At 64.7% G+C, this 25,937-nt stretch carries 26 protein-coding genes and 3 pseudogenes; 12 read left to right on the top strand and 17 right to left on the bottom strand.

Translation table 11 applies throughout. The features are described 5' to 3' along the window. Positions 1–70: 70 nt before the first annotated feature. From ACFWU3_RS32825 to ACFWU3_RS32810, 4 genes and pseudogenes are all read right to left on the bottom strand, one after another. Positions 71–556, bottom strand: a pseudogene (locus ACFWU3_RS32825) (transposase); the annotation flags it as partial. Positions 557–2,772: 2,216 nt separating this feature from the next. Further along, positions 2,773–3,825 (bottom strand): hypothetical protein, encoded by a 1,053-nt coding sequence (locus ACFWU3_RS32820; RefSeq protein WP_384444715.1) that lies wholly within the window; start codon positions 3,823–3,825, stop codon positions 2,773–2,775. 1,611 nt (positions 3,826–5,436) lie between these two features. After that, a pseudogene (locus tag ACFWU3_RS32815) lies at positions 5,437–5,745 on the bottom strand (transposase); the annotation flags it as partial. An 18-nt stretch (positions 5,746–5,763) separates the two neighbouring features. Continuing rightward, positions 5,764–6,249, bottom strand: a complete 486-nt coding sequence (locus ACFWU3_RS32810) for a winged helix-turn-helix domain-containing protein (RefSeq protein ID WP_384444713.1) — start codon at positions 6,247–6,249, stop codon at positions 5,764–5,766. Between the two features lie 1,447 nt (positions 6,250–7,696). On the opposite strand from ACFWU3_RS32810, the gene ACFWU3_RS32805 reads away from it, so the two are divergent. Then, entirely contained in the window at positions 7,697–8,464 is a 768-nt protein-coding gene (locus ACFWU3_RS32805; RefSeq protein WP_384444711.1) for a mannose-binding protein, read from the top strand. 208 nt (positions 8,465–8,672) lie between these two features. Here the strand turns inward: ACFWU3_RS32805 and ACFWU3_RS32800 are convergent, their stop codons facing one another. Then, positions 8,673–9,734 (bottom strand): hypothetical protein, encoded by a 1,062-nt coding sequence (locus tag ACFWU3_RS32800; protein WP_384444709.1) that lies wholly within the window; start codon positions 9,732–9,734, stop codon positions 8,673–8,675. Between the two features lie 105 nt (positions 9,735–9,839). After that, positions 9,840–9,932, bottom strand: a pseudogene (locus tag ACFWU3_RS32795) (transposase); the annotation flags it as partial. Positions 9,933–10,216: 284 nt separating this feature from the next. On the opposite strand from ACFWU3_RS32795, the gene ACFWU3_RS32790 reads away from it, so the two are divergent. The 10 genes from ACFWU3_RS32790 to ACFWU3_RS32745 all read left to right on the top strand — a co-directional run bounded on the left by ACFWU3_RS32790 (position 10,217) and on the right by ACFWU3_RS32745 (position 16,711). After that, entirely contained in the window at positions 10,217–10,567 is a 351-nt protein-coding gene (locus ACFWU3_RS32790) for a DUF4394 domain-containing protein (protein WP_384444707.1), read from the top strand. A gap of 307 nt (positions 10,568–10,874) precedes the next feature. Continuing rightward, the gene (locus ACFWU3_RS32785; protein WP_384444705.1) at positions 10,875–12,260 is read left to right on the top strand and encodes an ALF repeat-containing protein; all 1,386 of its coding nucleotides are present in this window, start codon (positions 10,875–10,877) and stop codon (positions 12,258–12,260) included. Further along, positions 12,260–12,427 (top strand): hypothetical protein, encoded by a 168-nt coding sequence (locus ACFWU3_RS32780; protein ID WP_340477617.1) that lies wholly within the window; start codon positions 12,260–12,262, stop codon positions 12,425–12,427. The genes ACFWU3_RS32785 and ACFWU3_RS32780 overlap by 1 nt, the downstream gene beginning before the upstream one ends. A 15-nt stretch (positions 12,428–12,442) precedes the next feature. Continuing rightward, positions 12,443–12,613, top strand: a complete 171-nt coding sequence (locus ACFWU3_RS32775; protein WP_384444703.1) for a hypothetical protein — start codon at positions 12,443–12,445, stop codon at positions 12,611–12,613. Positions 12,614–13,446: 833 nt separating this feature from the next. Further along, entirely contained in the window at positions 13,447–13,923 is a 477-nt protein-coding gene (locus ACFWU3_RS32770) for a lamin tail domain-containing protein (RefSeq protein WP_384444702.1), read from the top strand. Between the two features lie 325 nt (positions 13,924–14,248). Next, entirely contained in the window at positions 14,249–14,857 is a 609-nt protein-coding gene (locus tag ACFWU3_RS32765) for a flavodoxin family protein (RefSeq protein WP_384444701.1), read from the top strand. Between the two features lie 67 nt (positions 14,858–14,924). After that, the gene (locus ACFWU3_RS32760) at positions 14,925–15,110 is read left to right on the top strand and encodes a hypothetical protein (RefSeq protein WP_384444699.1); all 186 of its coding nucleotides are present in this window, start codon (positions 14,925–14,927) and stop codon (positions 15,108–15,110) included. Positions 15,111–15,229: 119 nt separating this feature from the next. Next, positions 15,230–15,568, top strand: a complete 339-nt coding sequence (locus tag ACFWU3_RS32755) for a hypothetical protein (RefSeq protein ID WP_384444697.1) — start codon at positions 15,230–15,232, stop codon at positions 15,566–15,568. A 137-nt stretch (positions 15,569–15,705) separates the two neighbouring features. Then, positions 15,706–16,380 carry a DUF6766 family protein gene (locus ACFWU3_RS32750; protein ID WP_384444695.1) on the top strand — a complete coding sequence of 225 codons (675 nt, stop codon included), beginning with the start codon at positions 15,706–15,708 and terminating at the stop codon, positions 16,378–16,380. Positions 16,381–16,576: 196 nt separating this feature from the next. Beyond that, positions 16,577–16,711 carry a hypothetical protein gene (locus ACFWU3_RS32745; RefSeq protein ID WP_384444693.1) on the top strand — a complete coding sequence of 45 codons (135 nt, stop codon included), beginning with the start codon at positions 16,577–16,579 and terminating at the stop codon, positions 16,709–16,711. A 247-nt stretch (positions 16,712–16,958) separates the two neighbouring features. On the opposite strand, the gene ACFWU3_RS32740 is transcribed toward ACFWU3_RS32745, so the two are convergent. The 5 genes from ACFWU3_RS32740 to ACFWU3_RS32720 all read right to left on the bottom strand — a co-directional run bounded on the left by ACFWU3_RS32740 (position 16,959) and on the right by ACFWU3_RS32720 (position 20,170). Continuing rightward, positions 16,959–17,366, bottom strand: a complete 408-nt coding sequence (locus tag ACFWU3_RS32740; protein WP_384444691.1) for an ATP-binding protein — start codon at positions 17,364–17,366, stop codon at positions 16,959–16,961. A gap of 93 nt (positions 17,367–17,459) precedes the next feature. Continuing rightward, positions 17,460–17,633, bottom strand: a complete 174-nt coding sequence (locus ACFWU3_RS32735) for a CsbD family protein (protein ID WP_384444690.1) — start codon at positions 17,631–17,633, stop codon at positions 17,460–17,462. A gap of 274 nt (positions 17,634–17,907) precedes the next feature. After that, on the bottom strand, positions 17,908–18,255 hold the full coding sequence (locus ACFWU3_RS32730) for a hypothetical protein (protein WP_384444688.1): 348 nt from the start codon (positions 18,253–18,255) through the stop codon (positions 17,908–17,910). 318 nt (positions 18,256–18,573) lie between these two features. Further along, positions 18,574–19,707 carry a magnesium and cobalt transport protein CorA gene (locus ACFWU3_RS32725; RefSeq protein WP_384444726.1) on the bottom strand — a complete coding sequence of 378 codons (1,134 nt, stop codon included), beginning with the start codon at positions 19,705–19,707 and terminating at the stop codon, positions 18,574–18,576. Positions 19,708–19,981: 274 nt separating this feature from the next. Continuing rightward, positions 19,982–20,170 (bottom strand): hypothetical protein, encoded by a 189-nt coding sequence (locus tag ACFWU3_RS32720; protein ID WP_384444686.1) that lies wholly within the window; start codon positions 20,168–20,170, stop codon positions 19,982–19,984. 81 nt (positions 20,171–20,251) lie between these two features. Here ACFWU3_RS32720 and ACFWU3_RS32715 point away from each other — a divergent pair, with 81 nt between their 5' ends. Further along, positions 20,252–20,893 carry a carbonic anhydrase gene (locus ACFWU3_RS32715; protein WP_384444685.1) on the top strand — a complete coding sequence of 214 codons (642 nt, stop codon included), beginning with the start codon at positions 20,252–20,254 and terminating at the stop codon, positions 20,891–20,893. 7 nt (positions 20,894–20,900) lie between these two features. Here the strand turns inward: ACFWU3_RS32715 and ACFWU3_RS32710 are convergent, their stop codons facing one another. The 6 genes from ACFWU3_RS32710 to ACFWU3_RS32685 form a co-directional block, all read right to left on the bottom strand. Continuing rightward, complete coding sequence (locus ACFWU3_RS32710) at positions 20,901–21,875, bottom strand: L-threonylcarbamoyladenylate synthase (RefSeq protein ID WP_384444724.1); 975 nt, start codon at positions 21,873–21,875, stop codon at positions 20,901–20,903. Between the two features lie 281 nt (positions 21,876–22,156). Beyond that, the gene (locus ACFWU3_RS32705) at positions 22,157–22,582 is read right to left on the bottom strand and encodes a hypothetical protein (RefSeq protein WP_384444683.1); all 426 of its coding nucleotides are present in this window, start codon (positions 22,580–22,582) and stop codon (positions 22,157–22,159) included. Positions 22,583–22,762: 180 nt separating this feature from the next. Then, on the bottom strand, positions 22,763–23,638 hold the full coding sequence (locus tag ACFWU3_RS32700) for a SigB/SigF/SigG family RNA polymerase sigma factor (protein WP_384444722.1): 876 nt from the start codon (positions 23,636–23,638) through the stop codon (positions 22,763–22,765). Positions 23,639–23,824: 186 nt separating this feature from the next. Beyond that, positions 23,825–24,571 (bottom strand): anti-sigma factor domain-containing protein, encoded by a 747-nt coding sequence (locus ACFWU3_RS32695; RefSeq protein ID WP_384444720.1) that lies wholly within the window; start codon positions 24,569–24,571, stop codon positions 23,825–23,827. A gap of 2 nt (positions 24,572–24,573) precedes the next feature. Continuing rightward, positions 24,574–25,164, bottom strand: coding sequence for a sigma-70 family RNA polymerase sigma factor (locus ACFWU3_RS32690; protein WP_384444681.1), 591 nt, complete (start codon positions 25,162–25,164; stop codon positions 24,574–24,576). A 455-nt stretch (positions 25,165–25,619) separates the two neighbouring features. After that, a partial coding sequence (locus ACFWU3_RS32685; protein WP_384444679.1) for a hypothetical protein occupies positions 25,620–25,937 on the bottom strand: 318 nt, incomplete at its 5' end.

Below are 25,937 nucleotides of genomic sequence, written 5' to 3'. Positions count from 1 at the left end.
CGGTCGCGCCTAGGAGATGGTGTTGTCACCGGTGAGGCGGCGGGTCTTGAGGTCGGTCATGGGGCCGGGTGCCGGCAACGGGGTCCTGCACGCTTGCCGCGGTGACCAGCACCGCGAGCAGGAGTCTGATCGTGTCGGTGACGATGCTTCGCTTCCTGCCCACTTCCTTGCCGCGTCGGCGCTCTGCCTCGAGGCGGGGACGCTGGTGGAGGTCTTGACGTTCGAGGCGTCGATCACGCAGGCAGACGGCTCTGCGTCCCGTCCCTTGTTCTGCCGGAGGAATGCCTGAGCAGGCCGTTGAGCTGGGGAACGCGCCTTCCTGCTGCCACTTTGCGAAGTAGGCGTAGACCCTGATCCAGTTCGGGAAGTCGTGCGGGAGGTAGCGCCACTGGACCCGGGTGCCGTCCACGTACAAGGTCGCGCCCATGATGTCGCGCAGCTCGTGCTCGGGTAGCCGGCCGAAGTCCAGGGCCCTGCCGCGATGTTCGCAGCGCCAGGCGGCATGGACCGGTGCGATCAACTCCCAGCCGGCATCGGACAGATCTCTCGGATACAGGCGTCACGCAGGCATGCTTCCGCTGTGCCGCTGCGGACCGAGTGCGCTCAGGTGCACAGCAATGACAGCGGAAGCAGTCGATAAAACCGTACATTCTGTGATGAGGTAGACGCAAGCCACATCACGCGCCACCTGTCACCCCATTCGACAACGGTCCTCAACCACAGCTGCCACCATCTCGCGCTCCAACAATCAACGAATACATAGGCAACTCACGCGAAAGCGACTTCTCAGTAGGTCTTTTTGAACGCTTGCAGTGAGATGCTCCGCCGGATGATCGGGTTGCGGCGTCACGCGTTCCTGCCGGGAGTGCGCCCCGAGGCCGCGCTTCCTGATGTGTACGACATGAGTAGGAGTACTCATGTACCACCTTCCTGGCAGATGCGAAGCTGCACTATGACTCTTCCCAGTGATGGTCGCGACAGCGCGCGACTTCCCAATGTCACGCTGTTCCTATGCGCGGCGACATCAATCCTTGGCCCTCTCTTTCTCGCAGCCTTCTTTCTGATTCCTGCACTTTTGTGTTTGTGGCTAGGATGGCGTTCCCGCCGGGTGACGGCATCTGGAATGAATCGAAAACGTGGTGTTGCTGCCTTCAACGCAGGCGTTGCCGTAACATTGATGGCTCTTGTTTGGTCCACGTTCGCCATGCTTTTCTATCTCGGGGCAAACTAGATCGGGTGGGCCGCGCTTTGAGTGCATTCCACGCGATCACGTTGATCACCTGCCGATGGTCCCGCCCGCCGCCCGCCGCCCGCCGCACTTCAGCGTCCGGCTAACGAGCTCGTGCATGGTTGGCGGTGGCGCGTCGAGAGGTGCGGTTCCGCCGGGTGTTCACATTCGCTGATGGGTCGCGAGGGTGTAGGTCTGCTGGTGTGACAGCAGCCCGGCGATGGCTTGGACGGTGTCGCTTATGTGCTCGCGTCGGCCGTGATGGTGGGCGAGGGATCGCCATCAACACCGCCCCCGAGATCGGCCCGCGCCGCTGGTGGAACACCGAAGACGGCCGCCAACTGAACCTCGCACCCCGCATCCGCCGGGCCCTGGCCTCGGTCTATCTACTGCCGGACAGGCCGCCCGCATAACGGGGCCGGGCCCTTTTGCCGCGCCTGTCAGGGACACGGGACAGCAGGGCCCGGGGACGTGCAAAGCTATCGGTTCACACCCAAATCTCTACCGCGAACACTCCGACCGCCCTCGCCACAGCCTGATGTCACCCGATAGGGGGAGGCTCCGATTCTCGTTGCCGATCATGGACCTGCGTCGTTGCCCATCCCCTTCTGCTTCGTCGATGCGGCCCCGTCGGGTGTGGGTCTCGATCAAGTCGGCGCCGAGGGGCACTCAGCCCGGCTCGCCCGGCGGCGTGAACAGGGGTGGCATGCACCGAGCCGGCAGCCGGGGCGCGGGGGTTGTCGAGGGCGAGGTCCAACTGGCTCAGCACGCCCCGGCGCTGCGTCGTAGGGGTCTACGCCGTTAGTCAGGCGCGCGCCCATCATCGCGGCCGACCCCGCGCCGTCTGTCAGGGCTCTGTGTCGATGACCTGGAGGTCTGTTCACGGGGCTTTACCAGTCTTGTTGGAGAAGGTGAGGGCCGTGACAGCCTTCGTGAGGACGGCGAATCGGGCAGGGGGCGGCGGTAGTCAATGGTGAAGATCTTTCAGTCCTTCAGGTGGGCTGGGGTCCGTTCGGCCCCGGCCCGGGGCGGGTTGACGGAGTTCCAGCAGCTGGATTCCCGCCGCTGTATGGGACTCTTCGTCCCCGCCGGCGGGGGGATCACAGGCAGCCACCCCAGACACGGCTGCCCCAGCGACCGCCGCCACGATCAACGCGGATGACGATAACCCCTTCCACTGAATGGAACTGGACGGCCTCCGGGCCGACTTCCAGTTGATGTGTCCTGCGGGCCACTGCACGGGTTTCTGATCCCTGGCCCTGACGGACAACGTCTCGCAGAGGCTCGAGGGCTGCACGTTCCAACTGCTACCTGGCAGCCACAAAGCACCAGTTCGCAACCACCAACTGAAATCTCTACGGACACCGGGGCGGCTGGTTCATGACCGACGGTGCCACCGAGTCACACCACCATTCACCCAATGCTGCTTGACAAAGAGTGTAGGGAAGTAGATGCCCTCAGCTGCAGTCTTTGTCCCGTAGGGAAAGTGAGTGTGCGGCCCCACTCAGCCAGCGCCGTACACTCACTTTCCAAGTGCTTCCCAGCTACTCGTACGCAGCGTATACCTCCACCTCATCAAGGTAGACATTCGAGCCGGGTGGCACCCTCAGAATTAGGGTATCCATTGTGTACAGATTGTCGAAGTTTACCTGCTCCCTTCGCGATCTATTGGAGTCGACAAGAGTAACCGTCTGCGGGATCGAATTGCCGTCGCCCTGTGCCACTGAGACGGTCGTGGCGTGGGAGAGGTCTGAATCTGCGTACATAGTGAGGGACTCCCCTCCGCGCCCAGTTACTGCAATTGAGCGCACCTTGACCTGCCTATCCAGTCGGATAACAACCCACGCTGCACTATTTACACTCGTCGTGATGTGGCCGGATTGGTCGACGTTCCCGTCCACGACGACTTGCAGCGCAGATTGGAATGTCACCTTGCCGCTGTCTATATCCTTTGCCACAACGGATGCAGACCGCGTCACGTTCGAAGAGCCGCAAGGTATAGACCGAACGGTAGTGGAGGCGCTACCGGGCTCGGGTGCGGCAATGCGGTAGTTCTGAACGTCCCATTCGACCCACTGATTTTCGTTGCCATCGTGCACAAGGTAGTGAGCTCGCAGAGTGCCTCCGCCAATGACGACGGGCTGTTCGAGGTCAGCGACAAGATCAAACCCGGGACGAAGAATACTTTCAGAGGCGTACCAGGTTTCGTGTGCGTAGCTCACTTCCCTGTTGAATGAATACCCTTGTCTTTCTTCACTGGAAACTTCTGCGAGCAGCTCCCCGCCGGCACCGCCTTCAGGGCCAGGTGAACTGGCAATCTTCGGGGCGAACTTGAATCCGTTGGTCTGCGACCATTCATTTCCCTGGCTATCCTTGCTGCCGAAGACTGTTTTGTCGGTCAGTGTAATGGTCTTATCGTCCAGGGTGCAGTTTTTGCCGAGTAGTATTCCTTCCTTCTTCTCTGTGTACCGAAACTTCTCAATCGGCTCGGTAAGCTCGCAGTATGCGGCAACGCCTGTGGCGCATTCCATCACAATCTGGACAGCAGTTTTTGGGAGACTAGCCGGTTTGTAGTCATCCTTGCTGCAGTCCTCCATGTCTCGCTCTGCCCGAGACTGGATGAAGGTCGTGAATTCTCCTGCCGAGGCTTGATGTCCGTCGAGAGCATCGAGTTCTGCACAACCTGCCCGATATGGGGTGCCGCTATCTAGACGCTTTTCGGGATAGAATGTTTGCGATGAATCTCCGATCAGTTCACCCTCGGCAAGAGAAGAGTGAGGAATGGCAAAAAGGATCAGAGAACCTGCGAGAGCGGCCGCCGTAAGACCTCGGCGGCTGATAGATTTCCGGTGTCTTGAGCTACTCCACATTGGCCCTACCTCATCTGATCGAAAGGGGAAAAGGCTCTCATTCTCGTATCACCTGGGCCTCAACGGCGGAATGCATCGACGCTGGCAGTAGGGAGCCTTTTAGTGTCCGGCTAAGTTCAGGATGCTTTTCCTGCGGGTTGCGCGACTCCTGCTCGTAGTTCGTGATCGAGTGAGGCATCCGGCTACGAGCCTAGTTTCCCTGGCCGTTTCAATCCGGAGGGCTGATTTTCCGGAAATTACCAAGACTGCAGCATTCGTACCGTGGGCTTCGGGCCCAGGTCAATGCAGCGATATATTAGAACTTCGTCGGCCTTGGAATCATGGGTAATTGACACTCAAAAGCAACCGGCACCAGAAGTGCGACCGGCCAGGCGACCACGGGCGTGACCTGCCCGGAACAGGCCCTGACACCCACCACCGTCCGCAACTGGTCTCACTGTGACCAGCCGGTCACCGTTGTCGCCGTGTTTGCCACCTCCCCCGAAGCAGCCCACCCACCGGTCAACAACTGGGTTCCCGACATCACCCCGCTGCGGTGGGCTCCGTGGCCACGGCGAACAGCGACTGCATCTGCCCCAAACTGATTCACAGGACCCCGGCAGCCTCCGGCCGTCGGGGTCCACACTCACGCTCCTCGCTCCCCGAGGCCTGTCCGCACGGCGCCACCCGCCCTGACTCCAGGGCCGCCAACACCCGCACCGCAGGTCTTCCTGTGCAGCCGGCGACAGCAGCCGCACCCCCACCCGCAATCACACTCAGCCAACGACCAGGCCATCAAACGGTTCCACCTCATTGATGATCCCAGCCAGTGCCACTCTGTTCGGCACGGGAAGTGGCTCATGGTGTCGGTGCCTTCGCGTCAGACGCGGCGGGAGAAGCGGCGCGAGGTGTTCCCATTGGTCATCAGGAACAAGATCAGCGGGCACTCCGCAGACCTGCCCAGACAGACCCCCTGTCATCTATCGACATCGAATCCAATCTGAAAGTCATCCGCGGATACTGGCAGGTCGAGGCCCTGTAATACACCAGGGACGTGACGTTGCCGAAGACGCCTCCCGCATCCGCACCGGCGCCGCACCACGGGCGATAGCCACCTTCCGCAACCTCGCCATCGGCCGCACCCGCCAGAAGGGGTGGACGGACATCCCGCCCCGACCGACCACTACCGGTCACGCCCTCCAGCTACTCGATGTTGAAATATGAGAACGCATCAGATCTGGGAGGGCACACCCTTCAGAATTGGGTGAAGATTACTCAGGTCTTCGTGCTGGAGTGCACCTACAGTTGACGATCACGTCACCACCCAAGGGAGTTATTGAGGCGAAGCTGATGGGTTGCTTACTTGATCGTGAAGCGCACGTGTCTGGCGTGGGAGTAGCCGGTCACGATGTGGGGTTGGCGTTGTCGGCGGTGCAGGAAGCGCTGCTTCTCACGGACAAGGTCGTCGATCGGGGCGGCGCGGATGTGGTACCGGTCGACGATGACGTGAACCTTGTCCCCGGCGTGCTTTGCGAGGCGCTCGAGCAAGACGCAGAACACCTTCGCGGTGCTCTCTCCCGAGAAGGCGATGAACCACAGGGCGCCCCAGGAGGCGACCGCCGACATGATGTTGCCCCTGAAACGCCGGCCGTTCACCCGCGCCAGCGGGGTCTGCCCGGCGGAGGTTCAGGAACGTTCGGGCGGAGCCTTATCCGAGCGCAGCCCGCACTGGTCGGCCCGGACCAGCTCGGCCTTCTCCTTCCAGGGCCGCGCGGCGATCGCAGGGTGCTCCACGTCCAGCCAGGCCCGTGCCGCTTCGCCCTGCTGCCGGTAGGAGCGTCGGGCGGGACGCTGCGGCGTGAAGCCGTGCCAGCGCGGGCATTTGCTCACCCCCTGCTCCCTCCCCGACATCCCGTACACCAGACGGATCACGGTCCGGACCGATGCGCGGGACCACATCACCCCGCTCTGCCCTATGGCAGCCGCGGTGTAGTCGCGCATCGCCTGCAACACCGCACCACGAGCCGAGTCGTTGCTCAGCTCGCCGTTGCCCGCACGGGATTCGCGCTTGCCCGCCAGTAACAGCCTGCGTGCCGCGGGACTTGAACGCCCGCCACCGCTGCACACCAACCGCTCCGCAACCCCGCAGCCCTTCGCGAGCTGTCCGTGCATCGCCACCCGTCCTTCCCTCAAGGTCGCCAACATCCGCAGTCGCGGGTCCTCCTGTGCAGGCGGCGATAGCACCGCACCCCATACGTGCTCACACTCAACCAGCGACCAGGCCACGCAATGGTTCCACCTCAATAGATGGAGTTGTGTTAGGGCGCCCCCGAAGCACAACTACTTAGGGTGATGGCCAATCGGCATTGAAGCGAGGCGCATCGCGCGGAAGGACAGTCAGCCAGTCGGAGTTGATTCTCTCGGTACATTCCACTGATGGGCCTTGGGCCCTTCGACGAGCAGGCACCAAGGTCACCGACCTTTTGGGAGAGGACGGTTGTGGCAGCGCGGTCGACCTAGGGCAGGAACAGGACGAAATACAGTTTGTCAGGAGAATTATTAGGGGGAGACAATTACTCGCCGAGAGACTGATGACCGCGTGGATTACTCGCGGCTCTCAGATGCCGATTTGCTGCGCTTCATCCAAAACGGCTCAGTAGAGTATAAGGAGATCGGTGGAGAACTTGGCCACCGCCATTACGAGGCTGTACGGCTCTTCGCCTACTTCTGTGTTACCGAGCCCGCGATGGCAGGCAGGCTTGCTGCCCATGTGTGGGACCGAGTGCTGCGCCTCCAGATCGACATCCGGGATGCTGTACGCCCCCAGGCGCTCTCGCTAACTCTCATCACAGCGGCTGAATGGACGCGACAGGAACCACAAAGTAGGGCAGCGCCAGGCTTTGCAAAGTCTGCAGAACTCCTACTTGAGGAATATCGCATCAACTGCGACTCGGTACTGCGTACGTCTTCACTGGTTGCACGTGCCTTCATTAGACTGCCTGGACCTACCCAGGTAGTGCTCTGGCACGGCATCGTCGAGTGCGACACCGCTGCTCGGATCAGTCAGTTGGTGGGCGTGAGTCCTGCAGATGTGTCGTCGCTGGGAGCGCGCGCGAGGTCGGAATTCTATCGTTCCTATACAAATACGTATGACGAACTCAGTAGAGATGTGGAGTGCCGCCGCTATCGTCACCTTCTGTTGGTGTATGCGCGAGATCGCGGCATTCGTGTCGCAGCAGACCTCGCCCCCCACCTCAGTGCATGCGACTACTGTCATCGCGTCGTGAGTGACCTGTGGCGCATGAAGAGCGATCCAGGCGTGCTACTTGCAGAGACAATGCTGCCATGGGGCGGTCCCGCATACTTCGCCACACGGTCTGCGGACGCGGCGGCAGTCGAGTCTGATGACGCCCTGCAGCAAACGAAGAATGGCTTCGGCGGATACAGGCAACGAGTCGTGGGACGAGATGCCCTGTCACCGTTTGCTGCGTCGAGTGCTCCACGGCCAACGAGTCCGCGCAGGTGGTGGGTCTTTGGCCGCGCCCTCTCCTCCACCGCAGTTATCGGTCTCGCTTCAACGCAGTCTCGATGGTCCACACCGGGCAATCCCCTCCCGCAGATGAAGCCGGACGCCAGCAAGGGGTTCGGCGTTGCTACGGTCGGGACCAGAGGGGGCGTCACGGTGGCGGCGGCCGTCGGAACGCCGACGCCGGCCGCCACCGACACAGGATGCCCCCGCAAGCTGATCCTGGCGGGGGCGATCGCCGGCGCCGTCCTGGTCGCCATACCCCTCCTGCTGACGGGGAGCGCGAACGACGACGGGCGACCCCGCTCCGCCAACGGGCCGGCCGCGGACTCCACCACCGGCCTGAACGCGAGTTCCGCCCCCGCCATGCTCGACGGCTATGTGGTCGAGAAGCCCAGTTCGCCCCCAGGCAAGTCGAGGCCGAACAAGAGCGAGGCTCCGAACGTCGCAGTCGTCCGGACTGCCGCGCCCTCGCCGAGCTCCAAGGCGAGCAGCTCGCCCGAGAAGAAGGCCAAGGCCAAAGCGACCCGGAAGTCGAACTGGGGCACTATGACCGTCTACGCGACCAGTGCCCTACAGGTCGGACAAGCCTGGTCCACTAACCGTATCCGCATGGTCATGCAGAGCGACGGCAACCTCGTCGTCTACAACGAGAAGGGCAAGCCCATCTGGGCGGCCATGACGTTCGGCGCCAACCACAGGGCAGTCTTCCAGCAGGACGGCAACCTCGTCATCCACAACGCCGACGATCGCCCCATCTGGGCCTCCAAGAGCCAGGGTCACGAGGGCGCCCAGCTGGTCCTTCGGGCGGACGGCAAGGTCGTCATACTTCATGACGGCGGAATGATCTGGTCCACTTGACGCCGCGACGGTCGAAAAGGCCCGCCGGCTGTCGGACCTGGCCGGCGTGATCACGCCCTCCGCCCTGTCCGTCATGCCCTGGCCCGCAGTCACTGCTTCGGGCCGAGGCTGGAACGCTGGTATTGCTCGCTCTATCCGTCGACCTGTAAGAGTAGGGGTTCAGCTGTTGCTCCACAAAGAAGTGCCCCAACAGCTTCCCCGAAGTGCCCTAACTGACAATCGATTGGGTCTTCTTCTTAATGTATATGGTCATCGACTTTCCACCTGCAGAGTCATAATTATCGTATCCATCAACGGTTATCCATCCGGAGGTATATCCCGGCTTGAGGGTGACACTGGGTGCCACTCCCACGTAGGAATTTGTTCGACTTGCCGGATAACTCGCCGTCAGCTCTCGCTCGCAAATGGAAGTTGGGGCTGCACCGCCATTGCTGATGAAAGTGCACCTAGTGCCCGCAATGCCAGTGCCCGCACCGCTGGCTACAAGGCCGTTGTAGGTTACGTCGATATTCCCGAGAGTGTCACTGAATCCGCTGATCTTTCTAAGATAAAGCCACAGCTGCACCGGCTTGCTTGGGTCGGTCCATATCGTGTCTCCAATCTGGAGCTGCAGTTCCTTGCCATCAGAGGTCGTGGCGCTCGTGTCAAACCTGAGGGTTGCGCTAGGGCGTAGATCAATCTTCAGGGACGTCTCTGGATTGGATACAGTACTGAAGAAACTATCAGCGACGTACTCGTAATGTACGTTCACTGCTGTTCCTGCACCACGCCTATGAGACTGAAGATTATAGGTGAACTTATGTGCGGTGCCCTGTTTTGCGAAAACCTTGCATGCGTACGTTTGGGAGCCCTTGCCGGCCACAATTGAGATTCCACTAGTTGCGCAGATGTCCCTGCCTCGCCCACTGGCATCGCCGCCATTCTGATAGTTTATGAGGGTAGCGTTTTGGGCATCGGAGGGCAGCCCGCGCGAATTATTCTTTTCCGTACTGAAGGTGACCGTTAAGGTTCCGCTACAGGGGTCGTCCGATGTGGGCATACAAAGAATGCCGTGGCTGCCCTTGTATATTTGACCGGCTGCAACCCAATCGGATTTGGTCTCTACGGCAAAAGAGGCGGGTGTAGAGATTCCGATTCCACTCAATGCCGCGAGTGTGGCGGCAGAAATTGTTGCGAATAGACGTCTGGGAGCTTTCATGGCGATCTCTTTTCCAAGGTGAGCTTTGAATGAATTCCATCTTGCGTGGCTGTGTTCCACGTCTTTGCTCACGAAGAGGATACGTTGATGCTGTGCAATAGATATGAGTGATTTTTGCTTATTGATCGCCTCGCCGGACCGCAACTTGAGGTTGAACTCGTGATATCGCTGGGTTGCTCAGGTGCGTCTAATGGTCAGGCCGGTCTCGGTGAGGCAGCCGTCTATGAGGTCGCTGCGGTACTGGATGTGCCGTAGGCCGCGTCGGATGCTCCTGGCGGCCGGGGCCGGCAGCAGAGGGCGGCGGCGGCCTGGGCCGGGAGTCGGTCGAGTTCTGTCAGCAGCAGCGACACCTGCCGATGGTTGAAGACCGCATCCCCGGAACCCTTCGGCTGCCTGGTGCCTGCCGGTATTGCCGGGTACAGAGGCCGACCTGCTCGAGCAGTGAGCCATTCAGGGCTACATGGGTGATACGACCCATCCTTTCCTTTTGTGGTGTCGAACCAGTGGTGGACTCGTCTCATGGGAGGCGGGCCGTCTCATCGTGGAGGGCACCTGTGCCTACCCCTCGTCTTACCGCCGCAGCGGCGACTGCTGCCGTTGCTGTCACGCTGCTGGCTCCGGCTCTGGCCGTCGCGGACGCCTCCCCGCCCGAGACCAGGCAGTCCAGCATCGCTCCGCAGAGCGGTCACCTGTCGGCGATCGGCCTGACGACCGATCAGCGCCTGGTGGAGTTCCCCGTCCATGCTCCTTCGAGGGCGTGGTCGCTGGGCAGGGTGACCGGCCTGGCCGGCGACACCAAGCTGGTCGGTATCGACTTCCGTGTCCAGAACGAGCGGCTGTACGGCGTCGGGAACAGGGGCGGCGTCTACACCCTGAGCACGCGCAATGCGAAGGCCCCTCCCTGAAAGATCAACTGGCGTGCCTTCCAGCCATGCTTCACGAGCGGATGCCGGAGGTGCGTGGCATCAAGCGGTACCGGTCTGGCGTCGACAGTGCATGAGATCCGCCCAACTCGCGGTCATACGCGCATGGTCAGCACTCTCATCGCGCCCGCATGAGAGGTGCTCATGCGGCTCAGCCGGCCGGATCGCTCTTCAACATTGGAGGGGTCGCCGAGTGAAACGGCGAAGAGCCGCTCGGACACTGGGGTCGAGAGCGCTGAAGAGGCTCACGGCACAACGACGGGCACTTGGGATACTCCTGTCCGCGGGCGTGCTGTCCGGTTTGCTGGGGACACCGGCTGCCGTAGCGACGGAGACAGCAGCACTGCCCGCGGGCGTTCGCGCTGACATCCTCGTCTACTGGGAAACCGGCGGGGCCGGACTGAAAGCGGCGGCAGAACAGGCGCTGCTCGGCGGGGACGAGGCAATCCAGAAGTTCCTGGAGCAGGCCGCGTCAATCCAGTACGACGACAACCGCATCGAGACCGCACGGCTGGCGATGACCGGCGGCCCGGGTGTGCGGCAGGCGGCCAAGGACGCGATGCTGCTGTCGTCGGCAGAATTGGAGTCCTTTCTCCTCTACGGCTACGAGGCACCGCTGGATGAGGACCGCAAGGTCGACATCGCCCGCCTGGTGACCCTGGGAGGCCGTGGTGTGCAGGACGCGGGCAAGGCCGCCCTCCAAGGCTCCCCCGAGGACAGGGAGTTGTTCCTCAACAAGGGTCAGCACGAGGCCCAGCAGGACGACAACCGGGTTGAAGCGGCCCGCCTGGCGTCGGCGTCCAGCAGCGGCCCGAACCTGAAAGCTGCAGCCAAGCTGGCACTGCGCGGTACCGCCGAGGACATCCAAGAGTTCCTGGCGATCGGGCAGTTCGTCGCCCGCAACCGGGACCAGGAGCACGCGTCGGTCGCCGCGCTGGTCGAGCAGGCCAAGGCTGCCGGCAAGGCTGCTGACGACGCGACAAAGAAGGCGGAGGAAGCGTCCAAGAAGGCCATCGCAGCCTCCCAACTGGCCAAAGAAGCCGCGGTGAAGGCGGCCGCGGAGACCAAGGCAGCGAAGAACGACGCCGCCAAGGCCGGGGTCAAGGCCCGACAGGCCGCGGATGCAGCACGGGCCGCGGCTGAAGCCGCGCAGGAGGCTATCGGCTCGGCGAACGCCGCGTCCGCGGCCGCACGCCGCGCCTCACTCGCCGCCGCACAGACGGCCTCGGCAGCCGCCGCCGCAGAAGCAGCGAACAAGGCCCACAAGGCGGCCATCGCCGCCGCCGGCGACAGAGCGCTCGCCGATGGCGCCTACGTCGCTTCGGCGCAGGCACGACTCGCAGCGTCTGCCTCCAGAACCGCGGCCAACGCCGCCGACAGCGCCGGCAAGGCCTCGGATGCCGCCGCGGGTGCCGCCCTGGCGGCCAAGAGCGCCTCCACCAACGCGCGAGCCGCCGCGGATGCTGCTGACGACGCGAACGCTCATGCGGAAGCCGCCGGTTACGACGTTCGCCGCGACAGTGTATGGCCAGCCTCACGGATTCGCCCTCCCGTGTGTCAAACGACACCGCCAAACCCGGACTTCAAATTAGCGCTGCCCTCGAGCATTCAAATCGGGTCCTTTCCAGGAAATGGCAGTCCGGTGACGCTAGTTGGGAAGAGAAGTCGCTCCTGATGACGAAGAAGATGAAGAAGGCGGTCAAGGACTGCCTGATCAAGGGCGGCATCGGCGGTGCCGCTGCCCTGATCGTCGGCCGGTTCGTCAGCAAGGACGTGGCCGCCGACATCGCCAAGAAGACCATCGTTGCAGGCTCCGCGGGCTGCCTCGCGGCACTCGTTTAAGAAGGTAGGTGCACCGTGATAGCCAAGATCCTTGTCACTCTCGTCTGGGCAGCATGTCTCATCCTGCTGAACAAAGCGCTCAGTGATGTGACGTGGGCGCAGTACGTCGCCACCTTCGTCATGGCCGGCCTCTACAGCCTCGTGCTGACCAAGATGACCGGCCCTCGAAACCAGACCCAGCAGTGACCATCCGATAGGCCTTGGCGTCACACAGCCCGGGGCGCTGCGCCCACCGCGCAGCGCCCCGGGCTCGCCCGCGTTGCACTTGCGGTATGACCAACGTCGATCCAAATGGCGGTAGGCATCGCACTGTCTCGCACGATGGGCCCGGTCACAGCCGGATGGCGAAGCGGACGGGCCGGAGCCTCAGCTGCACCTGGTCCGCCATGGACACCGGCACGAGCAGGCTGTGCGTGCAGTTCAAGGGCAGCGCCCCGATGGCGTGCGAGAAGACCGCGTACTTCGCAGGTGAAGGGGCGGAACCCCGCCGGGGTTCCGCCCCTTCACCTGTGACTGCGACTGCCTGAGCCAATACGCCCTCGCTCATTGCGTCCCGAACCGATGGCACGATTACCGTGCGTTCCGGTTCCCATCATGATCACACGGCGCCGGGCGTGTTCGCCGCGCGACCAAGACGGCTACCGAACGGTTGGATCGCGTGCGCACGGGTGTGTGAAGAAACGTGCAGAACGGCTGTTACCAAGATCGGTACGGCCGGTCGGGTGGTGTGCCGGGCGGTGCAACCGGTCGTGCGCCGGAGCATGCAAGGCCTTACATGGGGTGTTTGGCGGGTTGGTTGTAGCGGTCAGCGAATGTCAGGGTCACGTCCGCCATGCATTTATGCCGTGTACAGACGACAGTTACCGACATGTCAGTAAACGGTAACCGCTACCGGTCGGGCCCCCCGTGGGTAGTGCTGGGGCTTCAGAGTTGCGGTTCTCGGCCCGAGAGGGGTCGGGTACCGCAACTGCCTCTACTGGCTGTATCGGCTGGTGGGGCACTGTTCTTGAGGGGACATCATGTCTGCTTCGTCGACTGCCCGCCGCGTCGCCGCGACCGTTCTGACCGCCGGCGCCCTCGTTTCGGCCGTTGCCCTGCCGGCCTCCGCCCACGACGGTGACCGCGACCGTCACCGTCAGCCGCGGGTCGAGATCAGCCGGGTTCAGGCCGACAGTCCGGGGCGTGACAACGGTTCCAATCGGTCGCTGAACGCGGAGTGGGTCGAGATCACCAACAACACCCGGCGCGCGGTGAATCTGGACGGCTGGACGCTGCGTGACCGCGACGGCAACCGCTACCGCTTCGACGATGTCCGGCTGAGCGGTCGCGCCACCGTCCGTGTTCACACCGGCGTCGGCCGTGACACCCGCAGCGATCTCTTCCAGGACCGCCGCCACTACGTCTGGGATAATCGCTCCGACACCGCCACTCTCCGCGACGACCGCGGCCGTACCGTCGACACCGAGTCCTGGGGCCGCCACCACCACCGCCGCTGACGCGGCAGCCCGCACCGACGTGCGGGCCACTTCAGGGGCGGTATGCCGACAGGCATACCGCCCCACCTGTGTGTCCGGCCGGGACCGCCCCGTCACTCGCATCGCTGTTGACGCCGGCGTTCGGCGGCGAGGCCGGTGCGGTGCGGGAGTTCCTGCGTGAGGCAGAGCAGTCGCTGGCGATTCGGCCTTGAGGTTCTGGGCGTGGACTGACTGTTACTGCCGGTCGCGCGCCTATTTAGAGCTGCGGGACGGCTGCTGGAATATTCGTCCTGTGCAGGGAAACTCTCCTGGCGTCGAATGCCGGTGATCGAACCTCGACTTAAGGATGCCTGTGGTGCGCGCGCTCTCGCTCGTCTGTTCTCTGAATGCTTCGCCCGAGCCGTCCAGCAGTCAGCTGCTTGCTGAGCAGGTGATGGCGGAGTTCAAGGCCCTGGGTGTGGAGGGCGAGGTGGTGCGGGTGGCGGACTTCGATGTCCGGCCGGGGGTGGAGACCGACATGGGTGATGGCGATGAATGGCCCGGGCTGCGGGAGAAGGTCATGGGGGCCGACATCCTTCTTATCGCTACTCCGATCTGGCTGGGGCACCCCTCGAGCATCTGTCAGCGTGTTCTGGAGCGCCTGAACGCGGAGATGTCCGAGACGGACGACGAAGGCCGTCCGCTCGTCTACAACAAGGTCGGCGCGGTGGCGGTGGTGGGCAATGAGGACGGCGCGCACCACGTGAGCGCGAACGTCTTCCAGGGACTCAATGACATCGGCTTCACTCTCGCTCCCGGGGCGGTCACCTACTGGGTCGGCGAGGCCCAGCAGGGAACTGACTACCAGGATTTGGACAAGACTCCCGACGCAGTGAAGGCGACGACGCACACGCTGGCCGTCAACGCCGTCCATCTGGCCCGACGGCTCGCCGACCACCCCTACCCGCCCAGCTGAGGCGGCAAGGCAAGCCGAACGGCATCAGGTCGTAGTGGGTCGTAAGCCACCGAGCAGGGGAGTGCGCATGAGTAACGAGAAGCATGACGCCGAGACAGCGGCGGACGAGGTTCTGCACGAGGTTGAGGAAGCCGAGACCGACCTGGACGACGCAGAGGGCTATGAGGAGGAGGGCGAAGCGGGCGACGCGCTCTCTCCCAGCGGGGAGGCGCAGGAATCCATCCACAAGCAGCGCCGCAGCGGCGGACACTGAACGCCAGGCAGGCTGTGCTGAAGCCGGTTACTGCGTGCGCGTCACGCGCGAGACGGAGCCGTCTGCGCGGCGGGGTGTGCGCCGTCGTCCTGGTCGGGGTGTTGGCGGGGTGCGGCTCGGTGGATGAGCGCGAGGCGCAGGTGCGGATCGCGGTGGAGCGGTTCGACGCCGCGGTGGCTGCGCAGGATGGCGCCTCGTTGTGTGCGGCGTTGGCGCCGGGTACACGGTCGGAGTTGGAGGACTCGGAGCATCGGCCGTGCGCCGAGGCGGCAGCAGGTCTGCGACTGCCGGCGGCTGGTGCCGTCTCCGGTGTCGATGTCTACGGCCAGGAGGCCCGGGTGGTCGCGGCAGGGGACACGGTGTTCCTGTCGCGGTTCACCGGCGGGTGGAAGGTCGTTGCCGCCGGCTGTCGGCCCGAGGCCGGACAGCCGTATCAGTGCGCGATCAAGGGCGGGTGAGCGGCGATGCGCGTCATGTTCGTGGTCTGTCTCGCTGTCGTCTATGGCGGCCTGGCCTACTTCATTGCGGTGGGGCTGATGCAGCGATGACCTGGCCCATCGAAACGAATGCCCGCCTGCGGGGAGGGAGGTAGGCCATGCGCCGCTGGCTACGTGACAACAGCCTGGGCCTCGCCTTCGGCCTCGCGTTTGTACTGACTCTCGCCGGCCAGGCGATCGCCGGCCGCGCCGAGTTCAACCAGCAGCTCGCCGTCGACGGATTGCAGCAGATCGGCTTCCTCCCCTATCTGACATCGTCCGACTTCGCCGTCGACGTCACGGAGAACTGGCAGTCGGAGTACCTGCAGTTCTTCCTCTACATCTTCGGCACCGTGTACCTGCTCCAGCGCGGCTCTCCGGAGTCGAAGGAGCTGGACAAGGCCGGAACCGAGTCCGATCAGGAACAGCGGGTAGGAGAGCACGCCACCGACCAGTCACCCCGCTGGGCGGCGGCCGAAGGCTGGCGACGCACCCTGTACTCCCGGTCGCTGGGTCTGGTGATGGCTTCGATATTCCTGCTGTCGTGGCTGGCGCAGTCCATCGCCGGCACCGCGGCCTACAACGGACAGAGACTGCGACAACTACAGGCGCCCGTTTCCTGGAGCGAGTACCTGGCCTCCGCGGACTTCTGGAGCCGCAGCCTGCAGAACTGGCAGTCCGAACTGCTCGCTGTCGCCTCGATGGCGATCCTGTCGGTCTACCTCCGTCAGCGGGGATCACCCGAGTCCAAGCCAGTCGGTGCCCCACATCATGCCACCGGCATCGAAGGCTGACGCTGGGGTCGGGCCCGCGCACCGTGCGGTCGGTTCGTCGCCGCTTCAGCCTGGGTACGGGCCTCGCCAGCCTTGACCAAGGCGAGGTCCTATCGTCGTTTGGACGGCGGACTGACCCGGCCAACGGAGCGTCTTCTGTCTCGAGAGCGCCCCCGCACCTCGGCGGTATTCGTCCGATACTTTGGGTGTTGATACGATGATCAAGATTGATTTAGCAGCGCGCGACCGACTCGCCGCACCGGCCGAGGCTCGCGGGACGTCGATGCGCGCGCTGATCGAGGAATTCGCCGCCGCTTCTCTCAACCCCGCAGCAACCGCAAGGACGCGCTGACCGGACCCGGGATTTCCTGGAGGCCGAGTTCGGTCACCGTCTCGGGGGCCGACTGCCGCACCGAAGAATCTTGGTGGGCCATTGAGCATCCCGTCTGCCCGAATGATGGGGACATTGGCGGCGCATGCCTCCTCCTGGGCGGGGGCAGTCCCCGAGAGGGTCTCTGGCGTGGATCTGCGCCGTAGCGTGAACGGACTGTGATTGCACGTGCCCCACGGTAGGCGCGGGGAGGAATCAGGAGCCGCACTCAAGGGAGGGAGACGATGACGGAGATGCGTTTGCCGCCGTGGCGGGGGCTGATGGCGATGTGGCGGGCGAGGCGGGTGATGATGCGCCAGCCGTGGCCGCCGATGGCTCGGAATGCGTGCGCATCAACAGCGGGCAAAATGTGAGGCAGGAGGGGGCTGCGGTCACTGACGCTGATTCGTATCCCGGTTTCCGTAAGGGCCGCCTCGAATGCGGTAACGCCGTCACCATGCAGCACGGCGTTGGTCATCAGTTCTGAGGTAACCAGCAGCGCGTCCGACAAGGCCGCGTCGCGTTCTGCGTGCGGCTGGCAGCACCGTTCGTACAGCAGGAACTCCACTTCCCTGCGCGCTTGAGCCGGTGTGGCGGGAGCCGGACCCACCGGAACAGCGTTCTGATCATCACGCACAACGCGGTTCCTGTCTGTGGGACGTGTACCCACTGGAGAAAACATCAGGGCCCGCCGCGAGGTGATCACGACGGGCCTTCTGCTGGAGAACGCTTAGTCGCGAAAGACGTCTTTGACCTTTTCCTTGGCCTGCCGGGCATCACCCTTGGCCTGCTCTGCTCGGCCCTCGGCGGTCATTTCCTCGTTGCCAACAGCTCGGCCGAGAGTTTCCTTAGCCTTGCCCTTGGCCTGTTCCTTCTTGCCCTTGGCCTTCTGGTTCTCAGCCACCGTCTCCACATCCCAGTCGTGGTTGACACACACTCTTGTGTACAGCGGGTGACCGCCCACGATGCTGGCAAACCTGACAGATCGACCGAAGAAGATGTTCTTCTGCGGCCGACTGCCACGCCATCTATTTGCTGATCCGTTCCGTTGCCCTTCACCTGCGGGATTCCCGGGCCGCCTCGCCTGCCCTTAGCAGTGGACATGGTGAACCCTGGCGATGGTGCCCATCTCTGCGCGAGCCGAGGCTCCCAGCAGTTTGAGGATGCGGCTGTCTCTATTAGGTAGAAACTGGTCGTGGGTGGATCGCCGCGAAGCGCTCGCTCCATAAGAAGGAAGTCAGTGACTTGTGGCTACTTCCGAGACCGCGTCTCCTAAGCGGCACCACCACCCTCGCGCGCCGGCAGACGGCTGTGGGGTGGTCTCCGGGTTTCGGTGTGGCGGGCGAGAGGGCGGTGTCCTCCTCGCCGCGTTCGAAGGGCGTGTCGGCCGGGCCGATGATGAGCGGGTCCGTCAGTGCGACTGCTTCGCTGTCCTTGCTGGTGTAGTCGATTTCGTCCAGCAGAACCGGCTGTGCGGGACAGCTGTCGTCCACGGTCAGCCCGTCAACCTGGCGGAATTCGAGCAAGCCGTACAGAGCATCGACTCCTTCTACCTCGACACAATCGCCCAACCCCGAACCTGGCACCAGGAACCCGCCACCCCCAGTTGCCCGCCCCTGGGCCCAGGACGATGACTCCCTGCTCCTCGGAGCTGGCTGGCCCATTCCCTGTATCTCGTCCTGCCCGCGGGTGCGCTCTGTCGATTGCGCCATGCCGAGGTAGAGAGCTTGGGCATGGCGGGCACCGGTCACGTCTTGCAGTCAAGTTCGTGCCGTTCCCTGCCCTCGTGATGCAAGGGGCGACACTGGCGAAATGTCGGATGCGCGAACGTCAGGCTTCGACTGCTAGAGCCATGTGTTGCGGCGGAAGGCCCGGTAGATGACGGTGCAGACGATGGCGATGAGGAGCATGACGCCGGGGTAGCCGTAGGGGGAGGTGAGTTCGGGCATGTGCTCGAAGTTCATGCCGTACACACCGACGATCATGGTGGGGACGGTGATGAGAGCGGCCCAGGCGCTGATGCGGCGCATGTCGGCGTTCTGCTGGACACCGAGCTGGGCGATGCTGGCGCTGAGCATGCCGGTGACGAGTTCGTCGAAGGCATGGATCTGCTCGCTGGCCCGCTGGTGGTGGTCGGCCACATCCCGGAAGTACGTGGCCACCTCCGGCGGTAGCTGGGGGATCGATCCCTCGCTCAGGCGCTGCAGGGCAGAAGCGAGCGGCATGACAGCGCGCTTGAACTCCTGGAGTTCCCGCTTGAGTTGATAGATCCGCCCGGCGTCGACCGGAGTGTCCGGTGAGAAGACTTCCGTTTCCAGCGTGTGGACATCACCGGCGAAGGCGTCGGCGACCTCGAGGTAGCGGTCGACGACCCTGTCCGCGACCGCGTGCAGGACGGCAGCGGGGCCGCAGCCGAGCTGCTGAGGGTCGTCCTGGAGACGGCGGCGCAGGTCATCGAGCGGTGGGGCGCTGCCGTGGCGGACGGTGATGGCGTATCCCGGGCCGGCGAAGACCATGATTTCACCGGTGTCGACGATCTCGCTGGTCGGGGTGACCTGCTCATGGTCGACGTAGACGATTGTCTTCAGGACCAAGAACAGCATGTCGCCGTAGCGTTCCAGCTTGGGCCGCTGGTGCGCGTGAACGGCGTCCTCAACCGCAAGAGGATGCAGGCCGAACGCTTCGGCAACATCCTGGAACTGTTCCGCAGTGGGCTCGTACAGGCCGATCCACACAAACCGGTCGGCCTCCGGGTCTATCCGCTGCCTGATCGTGCCCACGCTCACCTGACCGGGAATGCGACGCCCGTCCTCGTACAGCGCGCAGTCCACCACCGCCGACGGCAGACCCACACCCCCCCTGCCCTCCTGCTGCGCCACCATGTGCTGACTCGTGCCCCTCGTCTCGATGTTTTGGGAGCACCTACCCCCGATCACCGGGGGGTCACGCGCTGGCCTGGGGCGGCGGGCGCTGACCATCGACAGGTGGCGCAATCCGGGTGCCTCTGAGTTGCTCCTGATCAAGGCCGGGCCCCGACCAGAGCTCCCCGATCCTCATGTGCGAGGTCAGTCGTCCAGGTCGATGCGAAGTCGACGACCCTGCTACCGCCGCGGAGCACGATCGGGTGCGCGCCTCCACCACGCGGCCGGTGTCAGCGATGCGCCTGCGCAGGTAGCGGATCACCGGGACGCCAGCCCGGATGCGCGGCACAGAAAACCCTGCTTGGGGGCGGGCAGGCCGCTGCACAACTCCTCATCCGAAGGCAGAGAATGCTCGCTTCTTCCCGTCTTTCTGCGGAAGCCGCAGGTCGCTCCAGTCCAGCGCTCGCCCCGCCTCGCGCTGTGTCTGGGCGGCCGTCTTCCGCGTCTCGGCCAGAACGTCGCCGCGCTCCTGGACCAAACGCTCGTAGATGGGCGCATGCTCATTTGCTGCTGTGGTCATGAGGCCTGATCCTCTCCTGCCGTCAACGAACATGCCGCACCGGGCCGTGCGACCGCTGAAGCAGGGCCCTAAGCTGCGATCATGACCGAGACGCAGACCCCAACGCCCCGCGATGCCTTCGACCTGCTGCTGGCCGGTAACGAGCGCTTTGTCGACGGCAATCCGGAGCATCCCAACCAGGACGCCACGCGCCGGACCGAGATCGCACCGTCCCAGCAGCCCTTCGCCGTCCTGTTCGGGTGCTCCGACTCCCGGCTGTCGGCCGAGATCATTTTCGACCGCGGCCTGGGTGACCTGTTCGTCGTGCGCACTGCGGGCCACGTGATGGGTTCGGAGGTTTTGGGCAGCATCGAGTACGGCGTGGACGTTCTGGGCTGCCCGCTGGTCGTCGTTCTGGGTCACGACTCGTGCGGCGCGGTCGGCGCGGCGTGCGCTGCCCTGGAGAACGGCGTGACACCGACTGGATATGTCCGGGATGTTGTCGAGCGAGTGACCCCCAGCGTTCTGGCAGCACGGGCTGCCGGACGGGTTGAGCCGGAGGAGATTCTGGCCGAGCACGTAAGCCACACGGTGGATCTGCTGCTGGACCGCTCTCGGGTACTCGCCGAGAAGGTCGGCGCCGGCCATGCCGCGGTGGTGGGTTTGTCTTACCGTCTGGCCGATGGCAGCGCGCAGCTTGTTGCCGCTCGCGGCCTCGATGCGGCGGTCCCAGCCGCGTCGTGATCGCTGGTCACACGGTGGGCCGGGGTCCTGCGGCGCGGCGCAGCCGGTTCGCGATGGCCAGTCCCAGTCCTTTCTCCATCGGCAGGGACGCGATGATGAGGTCGCACCCCTGCTGGTCGAGTTCGCGCAGGAACCCGTACAGCCCTCGTGCGTAGGCGGCCATCGAATCGGGGAGGGGCACCACGGCGTGTGCCTTCACCGGAGCTTCGGCGAAGGCTGGGGGAAGAAGAACGCCCACCCGGTGCCCGAGCTCCTGAGCGAGCTCCGCTTCGGCAATGACCTTCTCGGGCTCGACGAGAACGACCCGCGCACGGGGGGCGTAGTGCGACGGGTGTTGCCCCGGCACCCGGACGCGGCTCGTTGAGGGGACCGCAAGGGGGCGCCCCAGCAGCGCTTCGAGGTCCTCGCGGGTCACCCCGCCGGGCCGAAGGACACTCGGAATCTCGCCCGTGGCATCGACGATCGTCGATTCGACGCCGACCTCGCAGGGGCCGCCGTCCAGAACGAAGTCGACGGCATCACCGAGCTCCGCAAGGACATGGTCTGCCGTCGTGGGGCTGACCGAGCCGAACCGGTTGGCGGACGGGGCTGTGACGCCGCCGCCGAAGGCCGACAGCAGCGCGAGTGCCAGGGGGTGGTCGGGTACGCGCACTGCCACCGTCTCCAGACCACCGGTCGCTTCGAGAGGCACGCGGGAACCGCGCCTAAGGACCAGCGTGAGTGGCCCCGGCCAGAAGTGTTCGGCCAGCAGGCGCGCGGTTGCCGGCACATCCCCGACCCAGTCGTCCAACTGCTCCGCGCCGCCGATGTGGACGATCAGCGGGTGGGAGGGCGGACGGCCCTTGACCTGAAAGATGCGCGCGACGGCGACACGGTCCTCAGCGTTGGCGCCCAAGCCGTAGACGGTTTCGGTCGGAAGGGCCACCAGACCGCCCGCGCGCAGCACACCGGCTGCCTTCTCGATGTCTGTCACTCTCGCAATCCTAGAACCACACGACACCGGCCACGGTCGCCATCGAATATCGGCGTCGACCGCGAGATTCTTGCAGCCGTTGCCTTTGTTGGTGCGCCTCCCGACGGCGGCCATGAGGACAATCACATCCCGACCAGAGTTCGGTTCCCTCCGCTGCGGACTGCCGACGACCGGATGTTGAAGGGAGCCCCTGGGGCCGGCTTGAGGAGTTCTTGGCAGGGGTGGCTTAATCCGGGCTTCGTGTGCCCGTGCGCTGACCGACTTGCGACAGATAGGTCGGCAAGTTCTGGCTAGGCGGGCTTGCCGAGGGACCAGCCGCTGACGTCGGCGAGCCTGCCCCGCCACAGGGGTGAGGTCATCGACTGCGGTCCGTGGACGAGGGTGACGTCGCGCAGGCGGATCCACTGCGGCAGGCTCTGCGGGGTGTCGGACCCCGACATCTCTCCGATGGCCTGGTCCACCAGTTCGGGGAACCTGGCGAGGGTCTGTGCGCCTGATCCGTCCATGCGGTGCAGGCTCATGGCCCAGTCCGCCTTCCACGTCTCGTGGGCGATCACGTCGCCGTAGACGATGCCGCCTGGGGTGCTCAGGGTCATCGGGAGGCTGGAGCCGGGGTCCTGAGCCAGCAGGCGGACCAAGAGCTGCAGCTGCATGTCCGGTACCGGTTCGGTCGTCACCCTGGTCGGCTCATGCGTGTGTGCGGGCGTATCGCTCATGATGCGGCCTCTGTTCGTCACCGGGAAGGAAGGGCGGGCGCCGGGCCGGGGAGGCCGCACCGACAGACAGCTGTGTCAGCGATCTCCAGATCGCTGACACAGTCCGAGTGCCATACGTCGGCGCACCGGGCAGAGCGACGGGTGCCGCCCTGCGATGCCGTTGTCGGCGGAGCCGGTGAGCTAGACGGTCATTCCGGTGCGGAGTTTGGCGAGGGTTCGGGTCAGCAGGCGTGAGACGTGCATCTGTGAGCAGCCCAGCTCTCGGCCGATGTCTGCCTGGGTCATCTCGCGGCCGAAGCGCATCTCGATCAGGCTGCGCTCGCGGTCGTCGAGCTGTTCCAGGAGGGGGGCGAGGGAGTGCAGGTCCTCGAAGAGGCCCATTGCCGGGTCGCACTCGCCCATGGTGTCGGCGTAGCCGGGTCGGCCGTCACCGGCAGCATCGTCTCCGCCGGCGGGGAGGTCGATCGATCCGGCCGTGTACCCGTTGGAGGCCACGAGACCCTCGATGATCTCCTCCTCGGACAGCTGGAGGAGGTCGGCCAATTCCTTCACAGTGGGGTCGCGGTCCAGGCGGGCGGCCAGCTCGTCCTTGGCCTTGGCCAGTTCCACACGCAGCTCCTGCAGCCTGCGGGGAACGTGGACGGCCCAAGTCGTGTCGCGGAAGAAGCGTTTGATCTCGCCGACGATGTAGGGGATCGCGAAGGAGGAGAACTCCACCTCTCGGGAAAGGTCGAACCGGTCGATGGCCTTGATCAGGCCGATCGTGCCGACCTGGATGACGTCCTCCATCTCGCCGCTGCCGCGATTGCGGAACCGGCGGGCGGCGAACTGCACCAGCGACTGGTTCATCTCGATCAGAGTGTTACGGGCGTACTGGTATTCATGGGTGCCCTCTTCGAGCACCTGGAGCCGGTCCAGGAACAACCGCGTCAGCACCCGCGCGTCCTTCGGGGCGACCTTCCCGGCAACCTCGATCCACGGCAGTTCACCGGTCACGCTCTTCGTCGGCGCCTCGACACCGCCACCTGTCGGGGCGGATATTCCGGTCAACTGCATGGAATCTGTCACGAATTCACCTCGGAGTCGGGGACCTTTACCGCCCTCGTGCCCCCGCATCCTCGCACCACACCCCCTGTGCTGATCCGGTCCAGATCTCTGTCCCCTCGAGGCGAAGGAACCCGAGCGTTCCTCGGGGCCGACCACCTCGCGGTCGTCGGCGCGGACCCGCTGTTGCTGTGGTGGTCATGCGGGGAGGTTGACCGCTCCGATGGGCTTGGTGGTGGGCTGCTTGGAGCCGCCGGCCGGCTCGACGGTGAAGGCGACGGCTTGCGCCTGGGCGACCGGGCCGTCCAGCACAGCGAGTTGTCGACCGGACTTCCTGCTGAGGAGTCCTGCGGGTACGGGCCCGCCGCTGCCGACGAACCACGCTTCGTAGACCTTGTCTGCGGGCAGCTCTGGCAGGCCGGAGACGACGACTGCTGCGGTGTCCTGGCTGCGGGAGACGGCGACGGTGGCCACCCCGCCACCGGACAGTTCCTGCCGCTGCAGACTGGCGTCGGGCGAGGCGAAGATCTCCGCGACAGACGCTTCCCGCTGCTCAGCGGCGTGTGCGGAGGCACGTGCGTCCTTCGCTTCCTGGTGCTGCCAGACGGCGATGCCGCCGAACGCCACGGCCAGGGCCACGCAGGCGGCCAGGACGAGCTGCGGAAGTTTCCTTCTCGTAAGCCCGGTCCACAGCTGGGCGGCGGGTTTGGTGAGTGTGGGTTCCTGCTGGGTGGCGGCGACCCGGGCCAGAACCCGGTCCCGTGCCTCGCCCGGCAGTGCCACCTCTGGCGCATCTCCCAGGCGAACAGCGGTCGCCCGCAGCTCGGCGACCTCATCCCGGCAGGCCGTGCATACGGCGAGATGGCTCTCGAAGGCCCGCCGTTCGTCGTCGGGCAGGGCATGCAGGACGTAGGCGCCTGACGCGGTGTGGATGTCCGGATCCATCGTCACGACGCCACCCCCAGACAGTCGCGGAGCCGGATTAGCCCGTCGCGCAGACGGGTTTTGATCGTGCCCAGCGGTACGGTGAGGGCCTCGGCCACATCCTTGTAGGTCAACCCGCCGTAGTAGGCGAGGGTGACGGCCTCACGCTGAATCTCGGTGAGGCCCTGCACGCAGCGCCGCACCCGCTCCCACTCCATGCGGGTTTCCACTTCCTCGGCGACCTCGTCGAACGGCGTCGAATGATCCAGCAGCGCCGCCTTGGCATCACGGTCGACGCTGGCCTGCGCGGCACGCACCCGGTCCACCGCACGCCGGTGCGCCAGCGTGAGAATCCACGTCATGGCGGTGCCCTTCTCGGGCCGGAACCTGCCCGCCGTACGCCACACCTCGACCAGGACGTCCTGGGCCACTTCCTCCGACTGGGCAGCATTACGAACCACCCGCAGCACCAGTCCCAGCACGCGACCGTTGACCTGGTCGTAGACCTGGGCGAACGCTTCCTGGTCTCCTTGTGCGGTCTTGAGCATCAGCTGATCCAGGCCGGGCTGCCCCGATGCCTCTTCGGCATCAGGCCCGCGATCGGACGATTGCACCTGTCTCCTTCACTGACGGTCGACGGGGGCACAGTTGCCATGTGCCCCCACCTTTCCCTCTGGTGCCATCACTCATCGCGGTTTGCTTTACGACACACCCGAGTTCTGCACAGACATGAACCTAGCCGTTATCTGCCAGCTCTCTGAATTCGCCTCCTGGGCGCTCTTTGTGGCTTCCGACAGGTCACCGACATCGCGCTGTCCCCTGAGCCGGCGCTGACCGATCCGTCACGGCAAGGGCCTGGCTCTCGGGGCATCCGGACTCTCGGAGCCGTGGTGAGCACGGCGGGTGATGGTGCGCCAGCCGTGACCGTTGAGCGCGGGCAGCGACAGGCGGCAGGATTGTCAGCAGGAGCAGCGGGCCGCGATTCCTGACACTGATGTGCACACCACCGCCAGTGATGCTGGCTCGATCGCCGTGACACGGAAAGGGATCCGCCCTGCCGGCCCGGAGCTCATCGTCGCTGGCCCTTCACCCGTGGCGTATGCACCTGGCTCAGCTCAGCCTTGGGGGAGGACTCGGAGGAGAACGAGGGCGGTGTTATATCGCCCGCGTATCCGCGGGCGTGATCGGCCGCTGGCCGGGACAGGTGGCCGAGAACGTCGGCGGTGACCGTAAGCGCCGTAACGAGGCGGTCTTCTCCGAGTAGCGGTCCTCGCTCGGCGCTGCGGCCTTCGGTGATGCCGTCGGCGTGCAGCAGCTGCGCGTCGCCGGGCGGAGCCTTGAGGACCATGTCCTGAGCACAGGCGCCTGGGCCCCTGGGCTGGGGCCC

Origin of the sequence: Streptomyces sp. NPDC058685 (genome assembly GCF_042714725.1) — a bacterium.
Classification (GTDB): Bacteria; Actinomycetota; Actinomycetes; order Streptomycetales; family Streptomycetaceae; genus Streptomyces.
This window is presented reverse-complemented; position numbering and strand designations above follow the sequence as displayed.

Bases quoted from the DNA above. Each gene is read 5' to 3' on its own strand.
- ACFWU3_RS32820 (WP_384444715.1), bottom strand. From the start codon at position 3,825: ATGGAGGACTGCAGCAAGGATGACTACAAACCGGCTAGTCTCCCAAAA.
- ACFWU3_RS32810 (WP_384444713.1), bottom strand. From the start codon at position 6,249: ATGCACGGACAGCTCGCGAAGGGCTGCGGGGTTGCGGAGCGGTTGGTG.
- ACFWU3_RS32805 (WP_384444711.1), top strand. From the start codon at position 7,697: ATGAAGCCGGACGCCAGCAAGGGGTTCGGCGTTGCTACGGTCGGGACC.
- ACFWU3_RS32780 (WP_340477617.1), top strand. From the start codon at position 12,260: ATGACGAAGAAGATGAAGAAGGCGGTCAAGGACTGCCTGATCAAGGGC.
- ACFWU3_RS32770 (WP_384444702.1), top strand. From the start codon at position 13,447: ATGTCTGCTTCGTCGACTGCCCGCCGCGTCGCCGCGACCGTTCTGACC.
- ACFWU3_RS32765 (WP_384444701.1), top strand. From the start codon at position 14,249: ATGCCTGTGGTGCGCGCGCTCTCGCTCGTCTGTTCTCTGAATGCTTCG.
- ACFWU3_RS32760 (WP_384444699.1), top strand. From the start codon at position 14,925: ATGAGTAACGAGAAGCATGACGCCGAGACAGCGGCGGACGAGGTTCTG.
- ACFWU3_RS32750 (WP_384444695.1), top strand. From the start codon at position 15,706: ATGCGCCGCTGGCTACGTGACAACAGCCTGGGCCTCGCCTTCGGCCTC.
- ACFWU3_RS32745 (WP_384444693.1), top strand. From the start codon at position 16,577: ATGATCAAGATTGATTTAGCAGCGCGCGACCGACTCGCCGCACCGGCC.
- ACFWU3_RS32725 (WP_384444726.1), bottom strand. From the start codon at position 19,707: ATGGTCAGCGCCCGCCGCCCCAGGCCAGCGCGTGACCCCCCGGTGATC.
- ACFWU3_RS32720 (WP_384444686.1), bottom strand. From the start codon at position 20,170: ATGACCACAGCAGCAAATGAGCATGCGCCCATCTACGAGCGTTTGGTC.
- ACFWU3_RS32715 (WP_384444685.1), top strand. From the start codon at position 20,252: ATGACCGAGACGCAGACCCCAACGCCCCGCGATGCCTTCGACCTGCTG.
- ACFWU3_RS32705 (WP_384444683.1), bottom strand. From the start codon at position 22,582: ATGAGCGATACGCCCGCACACACGCATGAGCCGACCAGGGTGACGACC.
- ACFWU3_RS32700 (WP_384444722.1), bottom strand. From the start codon at position 23,638: ATGCAGTTGACCGGAATATCCGCCCCGACAGGTGGCGGTGTCGAGGCG.
- ACFWU3_RS32695 (WP_384444720.1), bottom strand. From the start codon at position 24,571: ATGGATCCGGACATCCACACCGCGTCAGGCGCCTACGTCCTGCATGCC.